Source organism: Brevundimonas aveniformis DSM 17977 (assembly GCF_000428765.1).
In the GTDB taxonomy this organism is placed as follows: domain Bacteria; phylum Pseudomonadota; class Alphaproteobacteria; order Caulobacterales; family Caulobacteraceae; genus Brevundimonas; species Brevundimonas aveniformis.
In genome coordinates this window covers 413,007-435,825 of record NZ_AUAO01000001.1, presented here as the reverse complement: position 1 = coordinate 435,825, position 22,819 = coordinate 413,007, and the positions used below count along the sequence as shown (strand labels likewise).

24 protein-coding genes are annotated in these 22,819 nt (G+C 66.1%); 13 read left to right on the top strand and 11 right to left on the bottom strand.

What is annotated here, in order from left to right; genetic code table 11:
- Positions 1-55: 55 nt before the first annotated feature.
- Genes G391_RS0102220 through aguB form a run of 3 tightly spaced genes read left to right on the top strand, consistent with a single transcriptional unit; the run spans position 56 to position 2,327 of the window.
- Positions 56-1,039: an agmatine deiminase family protein gene (locus G391_RS0102220; protein WP_029086066.1), complete on the top strand. Its 984-nt coding sequence runs from the start codon at positions 56-58 to the stop codon at positions 1,037-1,039.
- Positions 1,036-1,431 (top strand): four helix bundle protein, encoded by a 396-nt coding sequence (locus G391_RS0102215; protein ID WP_035303476.1) that lies wholly within the window; start codon positions 1,036-1,038, stop codon positions 1,429-1,431. Before G391_RS0102220 ends, G391_RS0102215 begins: the two co-directional genes overlap by 4 nt.
- Positions 1,428-2,327: an N-carbamoylputrescine amidase gene (aguB, locus tag G391_RS0102210; protein ID WP_029086064.1), complete on the top strand. Its 900-nt coding sequence runs from the start codon at positions 1,428-1,430 to the stop codon at positions 2,325-2,327. Before G391_RS0102215 ends, aguB begins: the two co-directional genes overlap by 4 nt.
- Here the strand turns inward: aguB and G391_RS0102205 are convergent.
- From G391_RS0102205 to G391_RS13585, 3 genes are all read right to left on the bottom strand, one after another.
- Positions 2,324-3,133, bottom strand: coding sequence for a phosphatase PAP2 family protein (locus G391_RS0102205; protein WP_029086063.1), 810 nt, complete (start codon positions 3,131-3,133; stop codon positions 2,324-2,326). The two genes, aguB and G391_RS0102205, sit on opposite strands and share 4 nt — an antisense overlap.
- Positions 3,130-3,630: a hypothetical protein gene (locus G391_RS15045; RefSeq protein WP_051257062.1), complete on the bottom strand. Its 501-nt coding sequence runs from the start codon at positions 3,628-3,630 to the stop codon at positions 3,130-3,132. Before G391_RS15045 ends, G391_RS0102205 begins: the two co-directional genes overlap by 4 nt.
- Positions 3,631-3,694: 64 nt before the next feature.
- The gene (locus G391_RS13585; RefSeq protein WP_051257061.1) at positions 3,695-4,702 is read right to left on the bottom strand and encodes an RluA family pseudouridine synthase; all 1,008 of its coding nucleotides are present in this window, start codon (positions 4,700-4,702) and stop codon (positions 3,695-3,697) included.
- 67 nt (positions 4,703-4,769) lie between these two features.
- Between G391_RS13585 and G391_RS0102190 the strand changes: the two genes are divergently transcribed.
- Positions 4,770-6,467, top strand: coding sequence for an alkaline phosphatase D family protein (locus G391_RS0102190; RefSeq protein ID WP_029086062.1), 1,698 nt, complete (start codon positions 4,770-4,772; stop codon positions 6,465-6,467).
- A gap of 67 nt (positions 6,468-6,534) precedes the next feature.
- Here G391_RS0102190 and G391_RS0102185 read toward each other — a convergent pair whose 3' ends face one another.
- Both G391_RS0102185 and folE read right to left on the bottom strand, forming a co-directional pair.
- Positions 6,535-6,978, bottom strand: coding sequence for a biopolymer transporter ExbD (locus G391_RS0102185; protein WP_029086061.1), 444 nt, complete (start codon positions 6,976-6,978; stop codon positions 6,535-6,537).
- Between the two features lie 114 nt (positions 6,979-7,092).
- Entirely contained in the window at positions 7,093-7,704 is a 612-nt protein-coding gene (gene folE, locus G391_RS0102180) for a GTP cyclohydrolase I FolE (RefSeq protein ID WP_211226462.1), read from the bottom strand.
- 88 nt (positions 7,705-7,792) lie between these two features.
- Here folE and cysS point away from each other — a divergent pair, with 88 nt between their 5' ends.
- From cysS to ubiB, 7 genes are all read left to right on the top strand, one after another.
- Entirely contained in the window at positions 7,793-9,223 is a 1,431-nt protein-coding gene (cysS, locus tag G391_RS0102170; protein ID WP_029086059.1) for a cysteine--tRNA ligase, read from the top strand.
- 74 nt (positions 9,224-9,297) lie between these two features.
- Entirely contained in the window at positions 9,298-10,503 is a 1,206-nt protein-coding gene (locus G391_RS0102165) for a winged helix-turn-helix domain-containing protein (protein ID WP_029086058.1), read from the top strand.
- 234 nt (positions 10,504-10,737) lie between these two features.
- Positions 10,738-11,505 (top strand): polyphosphate kinase 2, encoded by a 768-nt coding sequence (gene ppk2 / locus G391_RS0102160; RefSeq protein WP_029086057.1) that lies wholly within the window; start codon positions 10,738-10,740, stop codon positions 11,503-11,505.
- The gene (locus G391_RS0102155) at positions 11,502-12,539 is read left to right on the top strand and encodes a UbiA family prenyltransferase (protein WP_029086056.1); all 1,038 of its coding nucleotides are present in this window, start codon (positions 11,502-11,504) and stop codon (positions 12,537-12,539) included. Before ppk2 ends, G391_RS0102155 begins: the two co-directional genes overlap by 4 nt.
- A 2-nt stretch (positions 12,540-12,541) precedes the next feature.
- Positions 12,542-13,405: a DUF3298 and DUF4163 domain-containing protein gene (locus G391_RS0102150; protein WP_029086055.1), complete on the top strand. Its 864-nt coding sequence runs from the start codon at positions 12,542-12,544 to the stop codon at positions 13,403-13,405.
- A gap of 18 nt (positions 13,406-13,423) precedes the next feature.
- A complete protein-coding gene (locus tag G391_RS0102145; RefSeq protein WP_029086054.1) occupies positions 13,424-14,188 on the top strand; it encodes a class I SAM-dependent methyltransferase in 765 nt (254 codons plus the stop codon).
- The gene (gene ubiB, locus G391_RS0102140) at positions 14,176-15,744 is read left to right on the top strand and encodes a 2-polyprenylphenol 6-hydroxylase (protein WP_029086053.1); all 1,569 of its coding nucleotides are present in this window, start codon (positions 14,176-14,178) and stop codon (positions 15,742-15,744) included. The genes G391_RS0102145 and ubiB overlap by 13 nt, the downstream gene beginning before the upstream one ends.
- Position 15,745: 1 nt before the next feature.
- Here the strand turns inward: ubiB and G391_RS15040 are convergent, their stop codons facing one another.
- Positions 15,746-16,627, bottom strand: a complete 882-nt coding sequence (locus tag G391_RS15040) for a hypothetical protein (protein WP_051257059.1) — start codon at positions 16,625-16,627, stop codon at positions 15,746-15,748.
- Positions 16,628-16,712: 85 nt separating this feature from the next.
- Complete coding sequence (locus G391_RS0102130) at positions 16,713-16,913, bottom strand: DUF1674 domain-containing protein (RefSeq protein WP_035303714.1); 201 nt, start codon at positions 16,911-16,913, stop codon at positions 16,713-16,715.
- A gap of 71 nt (positions 16,914-16,984) precedes the next feature.
- Between G391_RS0102130 and G391_RS0102125 the strand changes: the two genes are divergently transcribed.
- The gene (locus G391_RS0102125; RefSeq protein ID WP_029086051.1) at positions 16,985-18,427 is read left to right on the top strand and encodes an aldehyde dehydrogenase family protein; all 1,443 of its coding nucleotides are present in this window, start codon (positions 16,985-16,987) and stop codon (positions 18,425-18,427) included.
- Here the strand turns inward: G391_RS0102125 and ccmI are convergent.
- From ccmI to G391_RS0102105, 4 genes are read right to left on the bottom strand one after another with little or no spacing between them, the layout of a single operon-like run.
- The gene (gene ccmI, locus G391_RS15035) at positions 18,390-19,265 is read right to left on the bottom strand and encodes a c-type cytochrome biogenesis protein CcmI (RefSeq protein ID WP_029086050.1); all 876 of its coding nucleotides are present in this window, start codon (positions 19,263-19,265) and stop codon (positions 18,390-18,392) included. The two genes, G391_RS0102125 and ccmI, sit on opposite strands and share 38 nt — an antisense overlap.
- Positions 19,262-19,735, bottom strand: coding sequence for a cytochrome c-type biogenesis protein (locus G391_RS0102115; RefSeq protein ID WP_029086049.1), 474 nt, complete (start codon positions 19,733-19,735; stop codon positions 19,262-19,264). The genes ccmI and G391_RS0102115 overlap by 4 nt, the downstream gene beginning before the upstream one ends.
- Positions 19,732-20,271, bottom strand: a complete 540-nt coding sequence (locus G391_RS0102110; protein ID WP_051257057.1) for a DsbE family thiol:disulfide interchange protein — start codon at positions 20,269-20,271, stop codon at positions 19,732-19,734. The genes G391_RS0102115 and G391_RS0102110 overlap by 4 nt, the downstream gene beginning before the upstream one ends.
- Complete coding sequence (locus G391_RS0102105; protein ID WP_029086047.1) at positions 20,268-22,244, bottom strand: heme lyase CcmF/NrfE family subunit; 1,977 nt, start codon at positions 22,242-22,244, stop codon at positions 20,268-20,270. The genes G391_RS0102110 and G391_RS0102105 overlap by 4 nt, the downstream gene beginning before the upstream one ends.
- Positions 22,245-22,420: 176 nt before the next feature.
- Here G391_RS0102105 and G391_RS0102100 point away from each other — a divergent pair, with 176 nt between their 5' ends.
- Entirely contained in the window at positions 22,421-22,801 is a 381-nt protein-coding gene (locus G391_RS0102100; RefSeq protein ID WP_029086046.1) for a helix-turn-helix domain-containing protein, read from the top strand.
- Positions 22,802-22,819 lie beyond the last annotated feature (18 nt).

Below are 22,819 nucleotides of genomic sequence, written 5' to 3'. Positions count from 1 at the left end.
GGCCTCGGCCCCCTATCTGGTCGCGCCTTGGTACGCCTGAGAGGACCTGCCTGAGATGACCGGGATCATCCCCGCTGAATGGTCGCCACACCGGGCGATGTGGGTCGGCTGGCCCAGCCACGAAGAGCTGTGGGAAGAGAACCTCGCACCGGCGCAAGACGAGGTGGAAGCGTTGGTCCGGGCCCTGGCCGGAGCCGGGCGCGAGCGCGTGCGTCTGCTGGTCGGCAAGCCGGAGGCCCTGGCCGACGCTCAAGGGCGCTTTGCTGATGTCGCCGGCGTCGAGGTTGTGGCCGGGCGGTTCGGTGACATCTGGCTCAGGGATACCGGCCCCATCTTTGGTCCGGGCTCGCGCCGGGCCGCCGCTTTTCGCTTCAACGGCTGGGGTGGCAAGTACGAGCTGGCGTATGACGACACCGTCGCCGCCCAGATCGGAGAGGCGTCAGGCGTGCCGCTGGACCGGCATGACTTTATTCTGGAAGGCGGTGCGCTGGACCATGGCGGAGACGGGACGATCCTGACCACGCGCCAGTGCGTGCTGAACCCAAACCGAAATCGCGGCTGGGATGAGGCGATTGCAGAAGCTGCGCTGATCGAAGCCCTGGCCGCGCGACGGGTCGTCTGGCTGGGTGACGGGCTTCTCAACGACCACACGGATGGCCACGTCGACAATCTGGCCCGTTTCGTTGCCCCGGGTGTGGTGGCCTGTCCGATCGCCTTTGGGATCGATGATCCAAACGCGGGGGTCTATGATGCCTGCGCTCAGGACCTGGCCGAGGCCGGGCTCGACGTCGTGCGTATTCCGTCGCCGGGCCGTCAGGTCGATGCGGATGGCGCGGTCATTCCTGCCAGCCACATGAACTTCCTGATCGCCAATGGGGCCGTCATCGTTCCGACCTATGGAAACGAGACGGCCGTGCGCCTGGTCGTCGAGGTTCTGGCCGATCTGTTCCCGGATCGGGAGGTCATCGCCCTGCCCTCGAGTGCCATCCTGACCGGGGGCGGTTCGTTCCACTGTATCAGCCAGCAGGAGCCGGAATGAGTGGCGAGTGGCGAGTGGCGAGTGGCGAGGTTCGTCACTACCGGGAACTCCGGGTTTGGCAGAAGGCCATGGCCTTGGTGCGCGGGGTCTATCAGGCCAGCAGCGGCTGGCCCACGGATGAACGATTTGGGCTAGTCAGTCAGGTTCGGCGCGCCGCTGTTTCTGTCCCGTCAAACATCGCCGAGGGCTGCGCGCGGAGAGCAACCGGCGACTTCGTGCGGTTCCTCTCGATCGCTAGGGGCTCGCTAGCCGAAGTGGAGACGCAAATGCTCCTCGCCGAGCAATTGTCCTATCTTTCGACAGAAGCGCTTGAGCCTCTGTTGCAATCTTCCGACGAAATTAGCCGAATGCTGGCTTCGCTGATCGCCAAACTGGAAGCGCGTCGCCCATGACACTCGCCACTCGCCACTCGTCACTCGTCACTCGTTCGATCTCCGTCGCCGCCATCCAGACCTCCTATGGCGATGACCTCCAGGCCAATATCGACAAGACGATCGACTTCATCCGTGAGGCGGCGGATCGCGGGGCCCAGGTCGTCCTGCCGTCGGAGCTGTTTCAAGGCCCCTATTTCTGTGTCAGCCAGGAGGAGCACTGGTTTGCCCACGCCCATCCGTGGCGCGAGCATCCGTGCGTGGTTCAGCTGGCTTCGGTGGCCCGGGAGCTGGGGATCGCAATCCCTGTCTCGATCTTCGAGCGCGACGGACCCCAGTATTACAATTCCCTGGTCATGCTGGATGCTGATGGCGAGGCCCTGGGCGTCTATCGCAAGAGCCATATTCCCGATGGCCCCGGCTATCAGGAGAAATACTATTTCCGCCCTGGCGATACCGGCTTCAAGGTCTGGAACACGCGTCATGGCCGGGTTGGCGTCGGCATCTGTTGGGACCAGTGGTACCCCGAAACGGCGCGCGCGATGATGCTGATGGGGGCCGAGGTGCTGATGTATCCTACCGCCATCGGCACCGAGCCGCACGACCATGAGCTGGACACCGCCGAGCCGTGGCGGCGTGCCATGCAGGGCCATGCCGTGTCGAACGTGGTGCCCGTCGTCGGGGCCAACCGGATCGGCCACGAACGGGTGACCGAGGCAGGACAGACCTTCTATGGCCACAGCTTCATTGCCGACCATCGCGGCGATCTGGTCGAGAGCTTCGGGCGTGAGGATGAGGGCGTGCTGGTTCACGCCTTCGACCTGGAGTTCCTGGACCGGCACCGGGCCGCCTGGGGCTTTTTCCGGGATCGCCGCACGGACCTGTATGGTCCGCTGCTGGGCCCGCCGCGCGCCTAGTTCAGACCAAGCGCCAGGCGTTCGGCTGCACAGGTCGGATTGGTGTGTCCCAGCTGCCGGGCTGCGGCCAGTTCGGAGCGGGCCTGGGCGATATCGGCCTGGTAGGCCGGTGTGGCCACGATGGCTTCAAACAGCTCATAGCCGAGTTGCTGACCGGCCGTGACGTCGGCGGCATAGTGTAGGCCGCAGACGAGGCGGCTCTCACCGATGACGCGCCCGCGATAGGTCAGGGCATCGGCCTGATCCGGCGCGGCATCGGCCATGATCAGGCCAAAGACGATGCCCGCCGTGGCATGGCTGGAGGGCGCGGAAGAGTTGGTGCGGTAGCTGTCATCGACGCGAATACAGGTGGCCACCGATGGGTCATCGACGAAGGGGCGTGGCCGAAAGATGCGCGCCTTGGCCACGCGAGCCGCGGCCGAAATGTCCTCCAGGGCACGGCTGAACAGCCGAACGAGGGCCGGCGGTGGGGTCTCGGACAGCCGTGTTCCCAAGGGACAGTCGAAATGTCCAAGCGCCAGGGCCGGCGAGATCTCGGCGTGGTTCTGGGCCAGGGTCCAGCGCGGAGAGCCCGGGGCAACCCAGCCGGCGCGGGTAGCCACCTGGTCCGCGCGTTCAGCCGCCGAGCCGGGCTCGGGCGGCAAGGGGGTCGCCTGACCCAGGCGCTGATGGGTTTCGGTGTCCAGATAGGCAGCGGGGCGCTCGGCCTGGCCGGTTTCCGTCGCGACCGGTGCCACGCGCGCACCGACGGGCGCACAGGCGGCGGTCACCAGAAGGAGGGCGGCGGTGGCCAGCGGACGCCTCATCCCGGCAAGCCTTCCCAGGTGACCGTCACGGTCGACTGGCCGTCCTGGGGGGTGACCACGACATTGAGTTCACCGCCGGCGGCTGTGTCTGCCCCGAACTGCTGGGTGTCACCCATGGTCATTTCCGCGCGCGCGGTCAGGCCGGATTCCTCGGCGCGCTGGCGATAATAGGCGATGACGGTGCCGGGCTCAGCCTCGGTCTGGAAGGTCAGCAAGCCGGCGTTGTCGGTGGGCGAGGTAACGGATGACAGCACCCGAGAGTCGGGGTAGGGCCGGGTGTAGGCCGGACCGCTGGCCGCGACATCCGGGCCTGTGGCGACAACCACTTCGCGACCGTCGTTGTCGCGATAGGTCGAGGTGGAATTCTCGCCCTCGGTCTGGGTGTGGATCGTCCCGTCGGGCGTATGCAGGGTGCGGTCTTCCTCTGTGCCGCCATTGCCGCAGGCAGCCAAAGGCAGGGCGAGGAGGACAGCGGCCAGGCCAAGACGTCTGATCATGAAAGGACTCCGTTCGGCCAGAACCTTGGCTTCGCTGGACGACCTAGGCAAGCACCGAACTGCCTCAGAGCTCAGCCAATTGCTGTTCCAGGTCGGACATGTCGGCGGGAAGCGGCGTTTCAAACCGAAGCGTGGCCCCGGTGATGGGATGAACAAAGCCCAGAACGGCCGCATGCAGGGCCTGTCGGTCCAGGCCGGTGGTCTGGATGGCTTGCCTGACTGAAGGCGCGGGCGGGCCGGAGCCATAGATCGGATCCCCCAAGACCGGTGCGCCGATTGAGGCCATGTGAACCCGAATCTGGTGCGTGCGACCTGTGTGGAGACGACAGACGACACGAGATGCCAGCGGGCGATCCTGGGGACCGAACGTCGTTGCGGTCCGATAGTCGGTGATCGCCAGCCGTCCGGATGTCTTGAGGACGGCCATTTTCTTGCGGTCGCTGTTGGAGCGACCAATCCGGTTCTCAACCCGGCCGGATGCGGGCCTTGGCTGCCCCCGGGTCAGGGCGATGTACTGGCGTTCCAGATCATGGGTAGCAAACAGGGCGGACAGGCCCTGATGGGCGGCGTCGGACTTGGCTGCGACCATGATGCCGGACGTGTCCTTGTCGAGCCGGTGGACGATGCCGGGCCGCAGAACCCCGCCGATGCCCGACAGGCTGTTGCCACAGTGAAACAACAGGGCGTTGACCAGGGTACCGGTCTGGTGGCCGGGGCCCGGATGGACCGTCATGCCCGCCGGCTTGTCGATGACGATCAGATGTTCGTCCTCGAACAGAACCTCCAGGGGGATATCCTCTGGCTGCGGCTCGGCGGGCAGAGGTTCGGGAACGGCGATGAGATAGAGGCCTTCGCGCGCTTTGGACGACCCATCGGTCATCACCTCGTCGGCGTAGGTGACGCGACCCTCGGCCATCAGCGCCTGGATACGGGCACGCGAGAGATCCGGGGCCGCCAGGGCGAGCGCCTTGTCGAGCCGCTGGCCGACGGCCTGGGGGCCGAGATCGACGATCAGAGCCTCGATGAAATCAGGCTCGTCGTCGGTCAGGTCTGTGCCGTCGCTGGGCGACAAGGTCGTGCTCCGGTCGTGGTTCCATGCTCTATGACACGTTGAGATGAGACGGACGAGGAGCCAGGCGATGAAGATCGACCGTAGGCAGGCGTTGGGACTGTTGGGAGCGGGCGTGGCGACGCCGGCTTGTGCGACCCCACCACCCCCGCCCGCCTACGAGGGAACAGCCGTATTCAATCATGGCGTTGCTTCGGGCGATCCTACAGCGTCTGGGGGCGTGTTCTGGACACGGGTCACGCCTGTCGAGCCGCCTGATCCCTCCGAGATTCCGCTTCAACTCATTGTCGGTGAAATGAATGATGACGGGTCGTTGGGGCGTCTGATATTGGGGAGCTACCTTCGGGCCAGCCGAGAGCGAGACTACACCGCCAAGCTGGAGATCAACAGTGACTCGGCTCGTCCGCTCGAATCCGGACGCGAGTATTGGTTCGGGTTCTACGTTCAGGGCACCGACCTTGCCTCCCCCATCGGTCGCTTCCGTACCCTGCCCGCCGAGGATTCGACCGACGAGGTCGTCCTGGCGGTGGCCTCCTGTTCCCTGCATCCCGGTGGCTATTTCAATGCCTATGAGGCCATTGCCGGGCTGGAGCGGGTCGATGCGGTCGTCCACCTGGGCGACTACATCTATGAGTACGGGGCCGGCGAGCGTGACTACGGGATGCGCACGGGGCTGGAGCTGAACCGGATACCCGATCCGGCGCATGAGATTGTCACCCTGGACGACTATCGGCGGCGCCATGCCCAGTACAAGGCCGATCCACAAACCCAGGCCGCCCACGCCCGCGCGGCCTGGATCATGACCTTTGACGACCATGAGGTGACGAACGATCCCTGGGAAGGTGGGGCGCAAAATCACAACGAGGGCGAAGGGGATTGGGCCAGTCGCAAGGCCCATGCCCTCAGGGCCTATCTCGAATGGAACCCGATCCGCGAACCGGCTCCCGGTCAGCCGCTGCATGACGCGGTACGCCGCTCTTTCCGATTTGGGCAGACAGCGGCGCTGCACATGATCGAGACACGGCTGTCGGCGAGGGCGCTTCAGTTTGAGTATGAGGATATCACCCGGCCCGACGGCACCATCGACGAAGATCGTCTGAATGACCCGGATCGACGCCTCATGGGTCAGGATCAGCTGGACTGGCTGGGCCAGTCCATGACCAACACAGCGGCGTGGCAGGTGCTGGGCAATCAGGTTCTGATGGCGAAACTGGTCGTCCCTGATCTGGTCACGGTCGTTGGGGAGGCGGCTATTGAGGCGGCCATGCCGGACCTCCAGGGCTATCAACAACGCCGGTTGCGAGAGATGGCGGCGCTGGGCGCGGTCGAGGCTCCGCTCAATCTCGACGCCTGGGATGGCTATCCCGCCGAGCGGGACCGTCTGTATGCCAAGGCGCGGGCGGCAGAGGCCCGGCTGATCGTGCTCAGCGGCGACAGCCATGCGGCCTGGGCTTCGAACCTGCATGATGGACAAGGTCGCGTCGGGGTCGAGTTCGGAGCGACGGCGGTGTCCAGCCCCCAGCCGTCCTATTCCCGGGCCCTGCCCGGAGCCCCGATGGCCGAGATGCTGGTGGCCGCCAGCCCGGACCTGGAATGGTGTGAGTTTGAGCCGCGTGGCTTTTTTGTCCTCAGCCTGACGCCGGACCGGGCCGAGTGCCGGATGATGGGCGTCTCGACCATCATGGAGCCGCGTTTCGCCGTCGAGGAACGCGCGGCATTTTCGGTGACGGCGACTACGGTTGGGGCCGGGCCGCTGGACAGGCTTTAGGCCAAAAGAAAACCGCCCCGGCGCGAACACCGGGGCGGCTATCGGGATTTGAACGGGCGATTAAGGCCTATTCGATATCTTCGTTGATCAGACCGACCTGGAGCCAGCCCTTGGACTGGAGATCGTTCATCACGGTCATAAAGTCGTTGTAGGGCACATCGGCGTCAGCGCGGATCATCACGCGCTCTTCGCGGTCACCCAGGCGGCTCATCAGTTCGCCGTCGAGGCCCGGCAGGGTCACTTCGGTCGGCGCGCCTTCACCGGTCAGGACAAACAGGCGTCCACCCTCGGCAATCGAGATGAAGGTCGGCGGCGGCGGCGGCGGCGAACCGGGCGGCGGATCGACCGGCGGCGGCAGGTCAAGACGGATCGACACGGTGGCCAGCGGCGCGGACACCATGAAGATGATCAGAAGCACCAGCATGACGTCCACGAAGGGCGTCACGTTGATGTCGGCGTTCTGGGAAACGGGGCCGCCCTTGCCAGACGGACCTGAGAGTTTCGCACCCATGCGTAACCAACCTCCTTGGGGGCCCACGCTCGGCGGACCTGTCGCGGGTTTCTTGGCGGGACGAAGCCGCCTTGTAAAGCGCGGACTGCGGCTTAGCGCGAAGAGAAGGCCAAATTACGCCTGTCGGGCGAGATTCAGGAAGCGATCCGCCATTCGCGGGTCGTCTTTGAAGGCACCGGTGAAGCGATTGGTGACCGTCGAGACGTGACGATGATTCACGCCACGGGTCGTCATACACTGATGCTCAGCCTCGATGAGGACGGCCACACCCCGGGGCTGAAGCGCCGATTCGATGGCCTCGACGATCTGATTGGTCAGGGTTTCCTGGCTTTGTAGCCGTCGCGAGAAGATTTCGACGACCCGGGCCAGTTTGGAGATTCCGACCACCTTGTCCCCGGGGATATAGGCGACCGTCGCCTGGCCGATGAACGGGGCCATGTGGTGCTCACAGTGGCTCTCGACCTCGACATGGCGCAGCACGACCATGTCGTCATAGCCGGTCACGTCCTCGAAGATGCGTGCCAGTTCACGGCTGGCGTCCTGATCATAGCCTTCGAACCACTCGCCATAGGCGTCGACAACCCGGCGCGGGGTATCGACCAGGCCTGGGCGTTCGGGATTGTCACCGGCCCAGGCGATCAAGGTCCGCACCGCGTCCATCGCCTGCTCGCGTGTCGGGCGGGGGCGGTCGTCGTTACCGACCAGCTTGGGCTTGAAGGCGTCCATGGTACTCGAAATCCGTCTGTCCGGCGTTGGCCGGGCTTGAGGTTGGGCTATATGGGGAAAAATCCCGCTCCCGCCAAGGAACGCCTGAATGCCTCTGAAGCTGCACGACACCCTGAGCCGCGAAAAGCGCGTGTTCGAACCGGCACAGGCCGAGCGGGTGACGATGTATGTCTGTGGCCCCACCGTCTATAATCACGCCCATATCGGCAACGCGCGCCCGGCGGTGGTGTTCGATGTGCTGTTCCGCCTGTTGCAGCGGCTCTACCCTGAGCGGGAGGTCGTCTATGCGCGCAACATCACCGATGTCGACGACAAGATAAATCAGAAAGCCGCCGAGGAAGGCGTCGAGATCGGCGTCATCACCGAACGCTATACCGATATCTATCACGGCGATCTGGACGCTCTAGGCTGCCTGCGTCCGACCGTCGAGCCGCGCGCGACGGCCCATATGGCCGAGATGATCGCCCTGATCGAAGCCATGCTGGCAGACGGCACCGCCTATGTCGCGGATGGCGAAGTGCTGTTCGACGTGGAAGGCTATGATGCCGGAACGGGGCGTTATGGGGCGCTGTCCAATCGGTCGCTGAGCGACATGGTGGCCGGGGCCCGCGTTGAGGTGGCGCAGAACAAGCGCCACGCGGCGGACTTTGTGCTGTGGAAGCCGTCAAAGCCGGCTGAGCCGGCTTGGGACGGCCCGCACGACCCGACGACGGGCCAGCCCCTGCCGGGGCGCCCCGGCTGGCATATCGAATGCTCGGCCATGTCCGAGAAGGTGCTGGGGCTGCCGTTCGATATTCACGGCGGTGGGCTGGACCTGATCTTTCCGCACCATACCAATGAGATCGCCCAGTCGTGCGCGGCGCACGGGCTGGCGACCAATACGGACTTTGCCCGCTATTGGATGCACAACGGCTTTCTGACCATGGACGCCGAGAAGATGTCCAAGAGCCTGGGCAATGTGAGCTTGATCACGGAGCTGTTGGAGCGGCAGCCGGGCGAGGTTCTGCGCTGGGCCTTGCTGAGCGCGCACTATCGCGGCCCGCTGGACTGGACCGATCAGTTGGTCGATCAGGCAAGGAAGAACCTGGATCGGCTGTACGGCGCGCTCAAGCGCGCGCGCGCCGCAGGCGGGATTTCTGACAGTGCGCCGCCGCAACTCCTGCTGGATGCCCTGTCGGATGATCTGAACTCACCGGCGGCGATGGCCGTGCTGTTCGATGCCGCCGGGGCGGTCGAGCGGGCGCTGAACGATGGCGAAGTCGAGACAGCGGCGGCACGGGCCGGGGAGCTTCTGGCGGGCGGAGCACTGATGGGCCTGCTTCAGCAGGACCCCGACGCCTGGTTCGAGGGCGGGGCGGATGACGGCTTCAAGGCCCAGGTCGAGGCCCTTCTGGAGGCGCGCGCCGCCGCGCGTGCGGCCAAGGACTGGGGCGAGGCGGACCGTATCCGCGGTGAGCTGGCGGCGTTGAATGTCGTGGTCATGGACGGGCCGACCGGCGCGACCTGGCGGCGGGGGTAGGTCTGACGTCTTCTCCCCATCGCGGTCACGATGGGAGGCGAGACTTGAGAACAGGAACACACTAAGAACATCGCATGACCGCGACCGAAACGCTCTCCGACCTCCAGGCCCGCCGGGTCGCGCTGCTGGCGCAAGGGTTTGGGGATCGACGACCTGCCAAACCGGGTAAGGCGCACCTGAGGCGGGTGTTCGACCGGGTTGGGCTGATCCAGATCGATTCGGTGAATGTGCTGAGCCGATCGCACTATCTGCCGCCGTTCGCGCGGCTGGGGGCGTATGACCATGCGGATATGGACGCCCTGGCCTGGGGCAAGCGCAAAGCTCTGTTTGAATATTGGGGGCATGAGGCATCGCTGATCCCGATGGCCTATCAGCCGCTGTTGCGCTGGCGCATGGCGAGGGCCGAGGCCGGGGTGGGGACCTATTCGGGTCTGGCGCGGTTCGGGCGAGAGAAGCGGACCTATATCGAACAGGTGCTTGACGAGGTCCGGCGGCGCGGGCCGCTGTCGGCGGGCGAGCTGGAACAGGCGGGCAAAGGCGCCGGCGGCTGGTGGGGCTGGTCGGACGGCAAGCGGGCGGTCGAATGGCTGTTCTGGGCCGGGTTGGTGACGACGGCGACCCGGCGGGGGTTCGAGCGGCTGTATGATCTACCCGAGAGGGTGTTGCCCCAGAGCGTGCTCGATACGCCGACGCCGACGGTAGAGGACGCCCAGCGGGGCCTGATCGAGATCGCGGCGCGGGCCATGGGCGTGGCGACCGAGACGGATCTCAGAGACTATTTCCGCACGGACCCGGGCGAGACGCGCGCGCGGATCGCTGAGTTGACGGAAGAGGGGGTTCTGGTTCCGGTTCAGGTCAGGGGTTGGGGCAAGGCGGCGTGGCTGTACCGAGACGCGCCCCGGCCCCGGAAAGTCGAGGCGACGGCCCTGCTGTCGCCGTTCGACAATCTGATCTGGCGGCGTGAGCGGGCCGAACGGATGTTCGGCTTTCACTATCGGATTGAAATCTATGTGCCGGCGCACAAGCGGGTGCATGGCTACTACGTCCTACCGTTCCTTCAAGGCGAGCGACTGACGGCGCGGTGCGATCTGAAGGCGGACCGACAGGCCCGGGTGTTGCGGGTGCAGGCGGTGCATCGCGAAGACCACGCCCAGCCGCTCGACATCGCGCCGGCCCTGGCGGAACGCCTCCAGGATATGGCGGCCTGGATGGATCTGGGCGACATCGAGGTGCATGGCCACGGCGAGGCGGCGACGGCCTTGAGGGAGGCCGTGTCGTGACGCCCCCTCTCATCATCCTCCGACAAGCCGCAAGGTGGCGCAGATCGGGGATCCAGCGCCATCGGAGGGAAGGGGGCCGGCTTCAGGCCCTGGTCTGGGTCCCCCGGTCGCGCTCCGCGCGCCGGAGGATGACGAAAGACAGAGAAACCTGCCGACCTGTTCGCCCCTCTACGGACGTAAATCAGGTACGGCTAGACCCTCCCGCCAAGCGAGAGGGCACTGTAAGGGTAGTCGATGAGCAAGAAAGCCACCAAGGCCTATGAGGCCGAACTTGAACAGCTTCAGATCGCCCTGGTGGAGAGCCAGGCGTGGGCGATTGCGCAGGGGCGCAAGATCCTCGTGGTGTTCGAGGGGCGCGATGCCGCGGGCAAGGGCGGCGCGATCAAGCGGGTGATCGAGCATATGGCACCGCGCCAGACGCGGGTGGTGTCCTTGCCCAAGCCGTCGGACCGGGAGGTCAGCCAGTGGTATTTCCAACGCTACGTCGCGCATCTGCCGGCGGCGGGGGAAATCGTGCTGTTCGACCGCTCCTGGTACAACCGGGCCGGGGTCGAAGTGGTGATGGGTTTTTCCACGCCGGAACAGCAGGCGGACTTCATCCGCGACGTGCCGGGGTTTGAGCATTCGCTCACCGAGGGCGGGGTCCAGATCATCAAGTTCTGGCTGGATATCTCCAAGGCCGAACAGGCGGAGCGGCTGGAGGCGCGAGTGGACGATCCGCTGAAGCGGTTCAAGGTGTCGTCGCTGGATGCGGAGGCGCAAGTGCGCTGGGAAGCCTATACGGAGGCGCGCGATGTCATGCTGACCCGGAGCCATTCGGCGCATGCGCCCTGGACCATCGTGGCCACCGATAAGAAAAAAAAGGCGCGACTGAACGTCATGCGGCATCTGGTGCGCCAGATCGGGGCCCCGGACCTTAGCGTGAAGGTCAAGCCGGTGGATGCGGATGTGTGTTTCCCGTTCGAGGCCTCGGCCCTGACGGATGGGCGGATGGCGCGGTGAGCGATCACCTCCCGGACGCCCATCGGACCAACTGGGTCGACCGATCTGCCCCCGAGACGCTCAAGCCCTGGCTGAAGCTGGGACGGTTCGACCGACCCATCGGCATCTGGCTGTTGCTGATCCCGTGCTGGCAGGGGATCGCCCTGGCCATGGTCCAGTATCGAACCGGGCCGTTCGCCTATCACCTTTGGCTTTTCGTTTCGTTCGCCGTCGGCGCAGTTCTGATGCGCGCTGCGGGATGCGCCTTCAATGATGTGGTTGATCGCGACATCGACCGACAGGTCGCCCGGACCGCCGACAGGCCGATCGCCTCCGGGCGGATCAGCCTGAAACAGGCGCTGGCGTTTATTGCGGCGTGCTGCCTGGTCAGCCTGGGTATCCTGCTGACCCTGCCCGTCACGGCGATCTGGCTGGGGGTGGGGTCGCTTGTGCTGGTGGCGGCCTATCCGTTCATGAAGCGGATCACCTGGTGGCCGCAGGCGTGGCTGGGGCTGACCTTCAACTGGGGCGCCCTGATGGGCTTCGCAGCTTCCATCGTGGCATCGGCCGGAGCCCTTCTGCCGACGGAGCTCCTGATCGAGTATCGAGCCTTTGTCTGGGATCGCTGGCTCATGCCGCCAACCTCTCATGCAGTCGGACTGGCGCCGGAGGTCTGGATCCCGGCGATCCTGCTTTACCTCGGCGGGGTGTTCTGGACGCTCGGCTACGACACCATCTATGCGCTGCAGGACATCGAGGATGATGCCATGGTCGGGGTGAAGTCCTCGGCCCGGCGGCTGGGTGGACGGGTCCGAACCGGGGTGGCCCTCTTCTATGCCCTGGCGGTGTTGTGTGCGGCCCTGGCGGGCTCACAGGCCGGGCTCGGTCCGATTTTCGCCATCGGAATGCTGGTCTATGCGGGGCATCTGGCCTGGCAGGTCCGGTCGCTTCGTACCGGCGACCCTGTTTTGGCGCTGAAACTGTTCAAGTCCAATCGCGAGGCGGGACTCATCCTTCTGGTCGCGATAGTGTCGGGCGGCCTGTTGTGGAGTTGACGATGAAGCCGGTCCATTTCGCCCTCGCGGCTCTTGTCCTGGTCGCGGCGTGCCAGCGTGGCACCGACGATGAAGCGACCCGCACGGTAGCCGAAGCGCCGCCTGCGCAACCCCAAGCCGATCCGCAGGTGACAGAGGCCGAGCAGGCCGCGCCCCTGACCTATTCGCGCGAAACCGCCTATGCCGATGTCGAACTGACCTTGCCGGAAGCCGTCATTGCCTATCCCGACCTGCATGCAACCCTCTATCGCGAAGAGGTTCAGGGCATGCGGGCCTTCCTCGAGGGGGCCCAGTCCGATCACACGGAATATTCCGGTGAGGACGGCTTTCCTCCCTATGAGCGCAGCGTCACCTATGAGATGGCCGGTCAGAGTGCACGCCTGCTGAGCCTGACGGAGGTCAATTTCGAATACACCGGCGGGGCGCATCCGAATTCGTCCTTTGGCGCGGTGCTTTGGGACAAGACGGCGGATCGTCGTCTGCAGCCGGCCTCGCTGTTCCGGCGCGGGGCGGATATGTCGGTCCTGGATCAGGCCCTGTGTGATGCCATCAATACGGCGCGGGCCGCCACCACCGGCGAGCCATCGCATTTGTCGGTGGGCACCGACGGTGACTGGTCGTGTCCGCGTGCGGCCCAGACGCCTTTTGTCCTGGCGGCCTCGACGACCAGCGGTCGGGTCGGTGGTCTGGAATTCCTGATCGGCCCTTATCAGGTGGGCCCCTATGTCGAGGGTTCCTATCAGATCGTGGTGCCGCAGAGCGCCTTTCGCAGCCTGATTGATCCGGCCTTTTCGGCAGAGTTTGCCGGCCAACCCCGCCGCGTGGGTGATGTTACGGATCGTGGTGGCGTGACCCAGGCGCGATAAGGCGCTAAAGCCCCGCGCATGAGCGAGGCCCCGTCCACTTCCAGCTTTGGTTTCCGCGACGTCGATGCGCGCGAGAAGGTGCGCCTGGTGCGCGGCGTCTTCGACAGCGTGGCAGACCGCTACGACGTGATGAATGACCTGATGTCCGGGGGCGTCCACCGCCTGTGGAAGGACATGGCGGCTAACCGCCTAAACCCCCAGCCGGGCGAACTGATCCTCGATCTGGCCGGCGGCACCGGCGACATGGCGCGGCGCTTTTCGAAGATGGCCCGCAAGGTCCAGCAGCGGCGCGGCGGGCCGGACGCAACGGTCATGGTGATCGACTACAACGCCGAGATGATTGCCGCCGGTCGCAAGAAGGGCGGCGAGCCCGAGATGACCTGGAATGTCGGCGACGCCATGAACCTGCCGATCCCGGACGCGGTGGCCGACGCCTATGTGATCTCGTTCGGCATCCGCAATGTCGCCCATGTGCCGACGGCCCTTGCGGAGGCGCGACGGGTGCTGAAGCCTGGCGGGCGGTTCCTGTGTCTGGAGTTTTCGCGGCCCAAGGCCTCGGCCATCCGGGCGGCCTATGACGCTTGGTCATTCAATGCGATCCCGGCCATCGGCCAGGCGGTGACGGGCGACCGCGACAGCTATCAGTATCTGGTGGAATCGATCCGCCGGTTCCCGGACCAGAAGACGTTCGCAAAAATGATCGAGGACGCCGGTTTCGGGCGTGTCGGCTGGACGGACTATTCCGGCGGGGTTGCGGCCCTTCACCATGGGTGGGCGATCTGAGCGGGCCGGTCTATCGCGATCCGCCGCCGCCGCCGGCTGACCATCCGGTCAGGAACCCGGTCACGGCCTTTTTTCGCCTGTGGGGCTGGCTGTGGGTGCTGGCGCGCTACGACGCCTTGGTGCCGCGCGAGGTCAATCCGCTGTTGCCGGCATGGAGCCGACCTTTCGCCTGGACGGTCCAGCTCTTCTCCGGGCGTCAGGGCAAACAGGGACGGCCCGGCCAACGCCTCGGCAAGGCCTTCGAACAACTGGGGCCGGTGGCGATCAAGCTCGGTCAGGTGCTGGCGACCCGCGCGGACATCTTCGGCCTGGAGTTCGCCCGTGATCTCGGCCGCCTGAAAGACGCCCTGCCGCCCTTCCCGGTCGACCAGGCCCGGCGCGAGGTCGAGCGGTCGTTGGGCAAGCCGGTCGAGGCCTTGTTCGCCGATTTCGAACCGGCGGTGGCCGCCGCGTCGCTGGCCCAGGCGCACCCGGCGCGGCTGGCCGACGGAACCAAGGTCGCGGTCAAGGTGCTGCGCCCCGGCGTCGAGCGGCAGGTCGAGAAGGGCCTGGATTCCATGCGCCTGGGCGCGCGCATCGTCTGGCGGCTGATCCCGATCGCGCGGCGGCTGGAGCCGTCGGCCTTCGTCGAAACGATAGCGCGCGCGCTGGACCTGGAACTGGATATGCGGCTGGAAGCGGCCGCGGCGTCCGAACTGGCTGAGGTCATGGCCAAGGACGGCTACATGTCGGCACCGTCCGTCGTCTGGGAGGGGGTCGGCAAACGGGTCCTGACCCTGACCTGGGCCCCCGGTATTCCGATGACAGACCCGGACATTGTCGCGGATCCGGCGTTTCATCAGAATGAGCTTGCCGACAAGGTCGTGCGGGCCTTCCTCAGTCAGGCGCTGGATCACGGCGTGTTCCATGCCGACCTTCACGAAGGCAATCTGTTCGCCGAGGCCCCGGACAAGCTGACGGCGATCGATTTCGGCATTGTCGGGCGGCTTGGGCCGTCAGAGCGGCGCTATCTGGCCGAAATTCTCTGGGGCTTCATTTCGCGGGACTATGACCGGATTGCGCGGGTGCATTTCGAGGCCGGCTATGTGCCGGCCCAGCATTCGGTCGAAACCTTTGCCCAGGCCCTGCGTGCGGTGGGAGAGCCGGTGATCGGCAAACAGGCCAGTCAGGTGTCGATGGGGCGGTTGCTCGGTCAGCTCTTCGAGATCACGGCCCTGTTCGACATGCGGCTGCGGCCCGAGTTGATCCTGCTGCAGAAGACGATGGTATCGGTTGAGGGCGTGGCCCGGCGGCTGAACCCGGATCACGATCTGTGGGCCGCGGCCCGGCCGGTGGTCGAGCGGTGGATTCGCGAAGAACTGGGCCCGCGCGGTCAGATCAAGGACGGCCTTGAGGAGCTGCGTCGGGCGGTGCGTGGGCTGATCCGCCTGGTCGAGACACCGCCCCAGCCTCCGGTGATCATCCAGGAGCGCCGAGGTGATGACTGGGGAGCGGCGGGGTTTGTGATTGCCCTGGCGGCCCTGGCCGTCGCCGTCGCCGGCGTCGTTGCGGGCTAGGTCAGCCGCACTCGCCCGAACCACCCCGATAGCAACCGCGATCCGGCTCAGTAGGATCGTGGTAGGTATCGGGCGCTTGCGTCACCGGCGGGGGCGGCGGAGCCGGGGGCTCCTGCTGGACGTAGCAGTCGCAGTCGCGGCTGTAATAGCCGTCGCTGTAGCCGGTCTGATAGCCGTCGTGGAAGGCCTGGACGTAGTCACCCCGTGAGCGGTCGTCATGGACGTCTTGATCACAGTTCGCCGCTTGATCGTAGCGGCTGTCGTAGCTGCATTCGTAGCGACGCGCGCCCTCGGAACGACGCCCGTAGGAATCTGAATAGCGGTGCGAAACCTCTTCGCGGCTGTACTCCCGGCGATAGGACCGGCTGTCGACGACCGTATAGGTGACAAAGGGCCCGCCCGGGCCATAGGGCGCAACAGTATAGCCGACGGGCGTAACGCCGCATGGAGAGGCACAGGCCGCGCCATAGCCGTAGCCGCCACCCCCGGCGGGGGGCGAGCCATAGGCGATGCTCTGGGACTGTGAACCGCCGTAGAAATCCGACTGAGCGGCATAACCGTAGGCGCGAGATGAGGCGGCGGCATAGGCCCCGGCGCTAGCCGATGAGTGGCTGGAGACATTGATGTCGATGTTGACGTCGCCGCCGCCGCGACCGCCGCCATGACCACCCCCATGGCCCCCTCCGCCATGACCGCCACCATGTCCGCCACCATGGCCTCCGCCACCGCCGCAGCCGGTATTGCAACCGCCGCCGCCGTAGCCGCCGCCGTAGCTGCCACCGCCACCGCGGTCACCGCCGTTAAAGCCGGAGAGTTCAGCATGGGCCGCGACCGGGAAGGCCGCGACGGCAAAAAGCGCAAGAGCGGGCAGGAGCTGTCTCATGGCACCAGTCAGCGCCGAAGCGTGCAAGGCTTCAAACCCAAACACCGAGTAAACGGCGGTTTAACCTTAAGATTCCCGCGGTGGGTTAGAAGTCGACGGTCAGGCCCTTCTTTTCCCAATCCCCGTAGCGGGTCGGTTCCTCGCCGCCACGGCCGCCGGCTTCAGGGGGCAGGTCGCTCGAGGGTGTCGCCGCCCGCCGCGCGGCCGCCTCTTCGAGCGCACGCCTGGCCTCGGGGCTCAGCGTCTTGCCCGGTGCAGCACCTTCGATCTCGGGGATATCGGTCATGTCGCCTATGTAGGCGGCTTGCTCCGTGGGCTCCAGTCCCATACCGCTGGCCCAGCAAAGGGAGCCGCGCCATGTTCCAGCTCAAGGACACCTACCCCCTCTACCTCGCCAATGAGCCGGTGCAGCCGAACGCCGATCTTGAGGTTACCGACAAATACTCCGGCCGGGTGGCAACGCGCGTGGCCATGGCCAGCCCGGACGTCATCCACGAGGCGATCGGCTGGGCGGTGAAGGCCAGCGAGCCGATGAGCGACATGGCGGCCTATGAACGTCAGGCGGTGCTGATGCACTGTGTCGCCCGCTTTACGGAACGGGCCGAAGAGCTGGCCTGGTCGCTCTGCGTGGAGGCCGGCAAGCCGATCCGGGATTCGCGCGGCGAGGTCACCCGTCTCATCGACACCTTCCGGGTGGCGGCTGAGGAGAGCGTCCGCATCACCGGTGAGCATCAGCCACTGGACATTTCGGCAAGGGCGAAAGGCTATCAGGGCATCTGGAAGCGCGTGCCGATCGGACCGTGCTCTTTCATTTCTCCGTTCAATTTTCCGCTGAACCTGGCGGCGCACAAGGTGGCACCGGCGCTGGCGGTGGGCTGTCCGTTTGTCTTGAAGCCGGCCTCCAAGACGCCGTTGGGGGCACTGATCATCGGGGAGGTTCTGGCCGAGACGGACCTGCCCAAGGGGGCCTTCTCCATTCTGCCGGCGACCCGCGACGGGGCGGATCTGTTCACCACCGATGACCGGCTGAAGCTGTTGTCGTTCACAGGATCGCCGGATGTCGGCTGGGCGTTGAAGGCCAGGGCGGGACGCAAGAAGGTCGTGCTGGAGCTGGGTGGAAATGCCGCTGTCATCGTCGACCGGGACGCCGATCTGGACGACGCGGTCGAGCGGATCGTCTTCGGGGCCTTCTATCAGTCCGGCCAGTCCTGCATCGGCGTGCAGCGGATTCTGATCCACGCCGACATCTATGACGACCTGAAGGCGCGGCTGGTCGAAAAGACGGCGTCGCTGGTCTGCGGCGACCCCAAGGACGAGAACACCTTCATCGGGCCGGTGATCGACGAGGGCGAGGCGAGGCGGCTGGAAGACTGGATCCAGGAGGCGGTCGACGGCGGCGCGCGGGTGCTGGTCGGGGGCGAGCGCGACGGCTGCATGATGCAGGCGACCCTGGTCGAGGATGTGCCCCACGACGCCAAGCTGAACCGCGAAGAAGCCTTCGGTCCAGTGGCGACCTTGCAGAGCTACACTGACTTCGCCAAGGCTTTGGACGAGGTCAATGACAGCCGCTTTGGCCTGCAGGCCGGGGTCATCACCCATGATCTCAGCAAGGCCCTGATGGCCTGGGACCGGCTTGAGGTCGGAGGTGTCGTCGTGGGCGACGTTCCGTCCTACCGGGTCGACAACATGCCGTACGGCGGGGTCAAGGATTCCGGCCTGGGCCGCGAAGGCGTGCGCTTTGCCATGGAGGGCATGACCGAAATCAGGAACCTCGTGATCCGCTCGCGTCCGATCCTGTGATCCGCCCTGAGACGTCGATGCCGCGCTCGGCAGCGACCTGATCGACGAGGGCACGGACCTGGGGTGCCCAGGGCGCATCCGCTGGCGCGCTGTTCAACAGGGCGATCCAGTCTTCCATGGCCCCGTCGCGGTCGCCGGTCTGGTCCTTGTGCAGGGCAAGGAAGTAGCGCGCGCGCGGGTCGTTCGGGTCGCGGGCTACCGCAGCCCGAAAGGCGACGAGCGCATCGTCGGTGACCACCCCGTCGCCGACCTGAACCAGGGCTTCACCCAGTGCCGAATGCAGGCGGGCATCGTCGGGCATCAACAGGGCGGCCCGCGCATAGGCCCCGGCGGCCGGCTCAAAGCGTCCGGCCTGGGAATAGGCCTGTCCCAGGATACGCCACATCTCGGCATCGTCGGGGGTTTCCTGAACGCGCGTCTCCAGGGCGGCGATCATCCGGTTCAGCGAGCTGTCGGCCGGCGCGGAAACCGCGGCATCCGGGCGGGCCAGATCGGGCCGACCCAGAAGCGCATACAGCCCCAGCCCCCCCGCAAAGACCAGGACGGCCGCGCCGATGCCGACGATCCGGCGGCCCCGCAGACTCAAGGGGCGGGCCATGCCGTTCGCCGTTCGGGCCTCCGCAAGAATCCGGCGATGCGCTTCCAGCCGCAGGGCGCTGGCTTCGCCTTCGCTGAGGTCACCGTCAGTGGCCTGTCTATCGATCTCGGCCAGCCGATCTTTCAGAGCCAGCGGCTGGGCCGGCTCGGGCAGGGGTTCGGTCCGGTCGGGGCGAATGAACGGCAGGAGCACCGCCATGGCAGCCAAGGCGGCCATGGGGACCAGAACAAGCCAGATCATGCCTCGTCCTCCTCGGCCAGAAGGGCATCAAGGCGCGCCCGTTCCTCGCGCGTCAGGGGTGTCGCTTCCCCGGCACTTCGCCGACGGCGCAGGTAGGCAAACACCGCCCCGGCCCCGATCAGGACAACGGCAAACGGGCCGAGCCAGAGTAGCCAGGTCGCTGCCTCAAATGGCGGTTTGAGCAGGACGAAGTCACCATATCGCTCGACCATGAAGGCGCGGACCTCCTTGTCGCTGTCGCCGGCGCTGACGCGCTCGCGCACGACCTGGCGCAGGTCGGCGGCGAGGACGGCCCCGGATTCAGCAATGGACTCGTTCTGGCAAACGACACACCGCAACGATTCGTGGATCGCCTGGGCACGGGCTTCCTGGGCCGGATCTGCCAGCGGTCGATCTTCGACCGGCGCAGGCGGAGGCGGCGCTGAGGCCATCAGGATCAGGGCCGTCAGGATCAGGGCAGCTCGCTTCATCCTTCGGCCTCCAGTCGCTGAAGGATCGGGCGCAGTTCCGTCTCCCAGACCTCGGGTGTGATCGGCCCGACATGGCGATGCCGGACACGCCCACGGGCGTCGACGATAAAGGTTTCGGGCGCGCCGGATACACCCAGATCAATCCCGGTTCGCCCGTCGGGATCATCGCCGACGCGCGCATAGGGGTCGCCGTGTTCCGCCAGCCAGGCGGCTCCGGCCCCTGGGGGGTCCTTCCAGTCGAGGCCCTGGATGACCACGCCACGCCCAGCCAGCTCCATGAGGAACGGATGCTCGAGCCGACAGCCGACACACCAGCTGGCAAAGACGTTCAGCAGCATCGGACGACCGGTGAGATCGGTTGTGGCCAGGCCGTGGTCTTCGCCGGTCCGAACCGGGGCCAGTTCGAAGGCCGGAAGGGGGCGGTCGATCAGGGTCGAGGGCAGGGCCTCGGGGTCGCGTCCTAGCCCCAGCCAGAGAAGTCCCGCCAGAACGGCCAGGGCCACGACCGGTACAAAGAACATAAGCCGCCGGATCATGGTGCGGCCTCCGCGGTCTTCGCGGGCGCGCGCGGCGCGGGCGCGGCCAGACGCAGGCGTCGATCTGCCAGGCTGAGAGCACCGCCGAAGGCCATCACCAGCCCACCCCACCAGATCCAGCCGACCATCGGATGATTCCAGGCCCGGATGACGACGCCGTCACCCCGGCGCTCACCCACCGAGACGTAGTAGGCCCCCAGGGGCGTCAGATCGATGCCCGCCTCGGTCGTCCAGGTGCCGGTCACCGGATAGAAGCGACGCTCCGAGATGATCTCGCGGTTCACGCCGGGGCCTGTGGCGTGCAGGATCACGCGCTCGGCCCGATAGTTAGGACCCTCGACGATTTCCGCTCCGGTCAAGGTCATGCGGCGTCCGGCGAAGTCGACCGATTGGCCGGGCGTCAGGGTCGCGACAGTTTCCGTTTCCAGGGCCGTGACCGAGGCGATGCCTAGCGCCGTCATGCCGAGGCCCGCATGAGCCAGGCACAAGGCCCAGACCGCCGGCGGTGTTTTGCGGATACGCCAGCCGATCTCGTCGCGACCGGCCGCCGTCCAGCGGCGAACCAGCACCCAGGCCGATCCGGCGATCAGCCAGACCCCAAGCGTCGCGCCGAGAATCTGAAGGACATGCGACGGGCCCAGAGTAAAAATGGCGACGACCAGAGCGAGGGCGGCGATCAGCAGCGGCCACTTCAGCCGCCCGGTGACCGCCTTGAGGCTGTCCCGCTTCCAGTTCAGCATCGGGCCATAAGCGACGATGGCCAGCAGCGGCAAAACCAGTGGGACAAAGGTGATGGCATAGTAGGGCGGTCCGACCGAGATGCGGTCCTGACCCTGCGACAGGACCTCGACAAAGACCGGATAGAAGGTGCCCAGAAACACCGTCGCCGTGGCCGCCATCAAGAATAGGTTGTTCAGGGCCAGACCGGCCTCGCGCGAGACGGGGGAAAAGACCGCGCCGGTCTGCATCGACGGGGCCCGCCAGCCGTAGAGGGCCAGCGCCGCGCCTGTCGCCAGTACCGTAAAGCCCAGAATCGCCGTGCCCCGCGCAGGATCGACCGCAAAGGCATGCACACTGGTCAGAACGCCTGAACGCACCAGGAAGGTGCCCAGCAGGCTCAGCGAAAAGGTCAGGATCGACAGCAAGAGCGTCCAGCTGATCAGTGCCCCGCGCTTCTCCAGCACAATGGCGGAATGGAGCAGGGCCGTGCCGGCCAGCCACGGCATGAGCGAGGCGTTCTCGACCGGGTCCCAGAACCACCAGCCGCCCCAGCCCAGTTCGTAATAGGCCCACCACGACCCCAAGGCGATGCCCAGCGTCAGGGCCGACCAGGCCGCGATGATCCAGGGGCGCAGCCAGCGGGCGAAGGCCATGTCAGCGCGCCCTTCGATCAGGGCCGCTGCCGCCAAAGAGAAAGCCGCCGAGAAGCCGACATAGCCGAGGTAGAGCAGCGGCGGATGCAGGACCAGGCCGGGGTCCTGCAGCAGCGGATTGAGCTCTGCCCCATCCAGCGGAGCCGGGTGCAGTCGCAGGAACGGGTTGGACGTGAACAGCGCAAATCCCAGAAAGGCCGCCGCGATCAACGCCTGGACCCCCAGCATGCGCGACACCAGGGTCGGACGCAGCCGCCGCCCGAACAGGGCCGCTGCGGCTCCATAGATGGCCAGGATCAGCACCCACAACAGCAGCGAGCCTTCATGGCTGCCCCAGGTAGCCGCCAGCCGGTAGGGCCACGGCTGGGTCGAGTGGCTGTGTTGCTGGACCAGGGCCACCGAGAAGTCGGGGATCAGATAGCAGATCGCCAGGGCAACGAATGCCATGGCGACGAACAGGAGCTGGAACAGGGCCGAGGCGCGGGCCCCCGCCATCAGGCGGCTATCACGGCGAGCGCCACCACTCAGTCCCATGGCGGCCTGAACCAGGGCCAGAAGAAATGCCAGGATGAGGGCGAGATGCCCGATTTCCGCGATCATGCCAGTCCTGGGAGTTGGGAGCCGGGCGGTCCTAACCCCTTGGGGCCGCGCCGCCAAGGGGCGGCACCTGCCACACGGGGAACAAGAAGGGAGGATTTCGTGTGCGGCACGAGCCTTGCCGCTTGTCAGGCGAGCCGTCCAAGAATGGGACGGTCGCTATCGAGGAAAACGGACCAATGGCGACCGACATTGATCTTCACCTGGGCAAGCGCCTGCGCCGCCGCCGCCGCCTGCTGGGTCTTACGCAACAACAACTGGCCATGCAGGTCGGGATCCGCTTCCAGCAGATCCAGAAGTACGAATGCGGGGCCAACCGCATTTCGGCGGCGCGCCTTTGGCAGCTGTCCGAGGCCCTGGAAACGCCCGTCAGCTACTTCTACGACGGCCTGGCCGAGGCCCTGGAGCAACAGGTAACGCGCCCGGAACGTTCCGACATGTTCTCGCGCAAGGAAACCCTGGACCTCATCCAGGCCTATTATCAGCTGGAAGAGCGCCCTCGTCGTCGCCTTCTGGATCTGGCCAAGTCGCTGCATGCTGAAGGTGGCGATCCCGCCTGATGTGGTTTGGCCCGTGAC

Bases quoted from the DNA above. Each gene is read 5' to 3' on its own strand.
- ccmI (WP_029086050.1), bottom strand. From the start codon at position 19,265: ATGATCTGGCTTGTTCTGGTCCCCATGGCCGCCTTGGCTGCCATGGCG.
- G391_RS0102165 (WP_029086058.1), top strand. From the start codon at position 9,298: ATGACCGCGACCGAAACGCTCTCCGACCTCCAGGCCCGCCGGGTCGCG.
- G391_RS15045 (WP_051257062.1), bottom strand. From the start codon at position 3,630: ATGATCAGACGTCTTGGCCTGGCCGCTGTCCTCCTCGCCCTGCCTTTG.
- folE (WP_211226462.1), bottom strand. From the start codon at position 7,704: ATGGACGCCTTCAAGCCCAAGCTGGTCGGTAACGACGACCGCCCCCGC.
- G391_RS0102115 (WP_029086049.1), bottom strand. From the start codon at position 19,735: ATGAAGCGAGCTGCCCTGATCCTGACGGCCCTGATCCTGATGGCCTCA.
- G391_RS0102145 (WP_029086054.1), top strand. From the start codon at position 13,424: ATGAGCGAGGCCCCGTCCACTTCCAGCTTTGGTTTCCGCGACGTCGAT.
- G391_RS0102215 (WP_035303476.1), top strand. From the start codon at position 1,036: ATGAGTGGCGAGTGGCGAGTGGCGAGTGGCGAGGTTCGTCACTACCGG.
- G391_RS0102105 (WP_029086047.1), bottom strand. From the start codon at position 22,244: ATGATCGCGGAAATCGGGCATCTCGCCCTCATCCTGGCATTTCTTCTG.
- G391_RS0102185 (WP_029086061.1), bottom strand. From the start codon at position 6,978: ATGGGTGCGAAACTCTCAGGTCCGTCTGGCAAGGGCGGCCCCGTTTCC.
- G391_RS0102220 (WP_029086066.1), top strand. From the start codon at position 56: ATGACCGGGATCATCCCCGCTGAATGGTCGCCACACCGGGCGATGTGG.
- G391_RS15040 (WP_051257059.1), bottom strand. From the start codon at position 16,627: ATGAGACAGCTCCTGCCCGCTCTTGCGCTTTTTGCCGTCGCGGCCTTC.
- G391_RS0102125 (WP_029086051.1), top strand. From the start codon at position 16,985: ATGTTCCAGCTCAAGGACACCTACCCCCTCTACCTCGCCAATGAGCCG.
- G391_RS0102130 (WP_035303714.1), bottom strand. From the start codon at position 16,913: ATGACCGATATCCCCGAGATCGAAGGTGCTGCACCGGGCAAGACGCTG.
- G391_RS0102205 (WP_029086063.1), bottom strand. From the start codon at position 3,133: ATGAGGCGTCCGCTGGCCACCGCCGCCCTCCTTCTGGTGACCGCCGCC.
- aguB (WP_029086064.1), top strand. From the start codon at position 1,428: ATGACACTCGCCACTCGCCACTCGTCACTCGTCACTCGTTCGATCTCC.
- ppk2 (WP_029086057.1), top strand. From the start codon at position 10,738: ATGAGCAAGAAAGCCACCAAGGCCTATGAGGCCGAACTTGAACAGCTT.
- G391_RS0102150 (WP_029086055.1), top strand. From the start codon at position 12,542: ATGAAGCCGGTCCATTTCGCCCTCGCGGCTCTTGTCCTGGTCGCGGCG.
- G391_RS0102110 (WP_051257057.1), bottom strand. From the start codon at position 20,271: ATGATCCGGCGGCTTATGTTCTTTGTACCGGTCGTGGCCCTGGCCGTT.
- G391_RS0102100 (WP_029086046.1), top strand. From the start codon at position 22,421: ATGGCGACCGACATTGATCTTCACCTGGGCAAGCGCCTGCGCCGCCGC.
- cysS (WP_029086059.1), top strand. From the start codon at position 7,793: ATGCCTCTGAAGCTGCACGACACCCTGAGCCGCGAAAAGCGCGTGTTC.
- G391_RS0102190 (WP_029086062.1), top strand. From the start codon at position 4,770: ATGAAGATCGACCGTAGGCAGGCGTTGGGACTGTTGGGAGCGGGCGTG.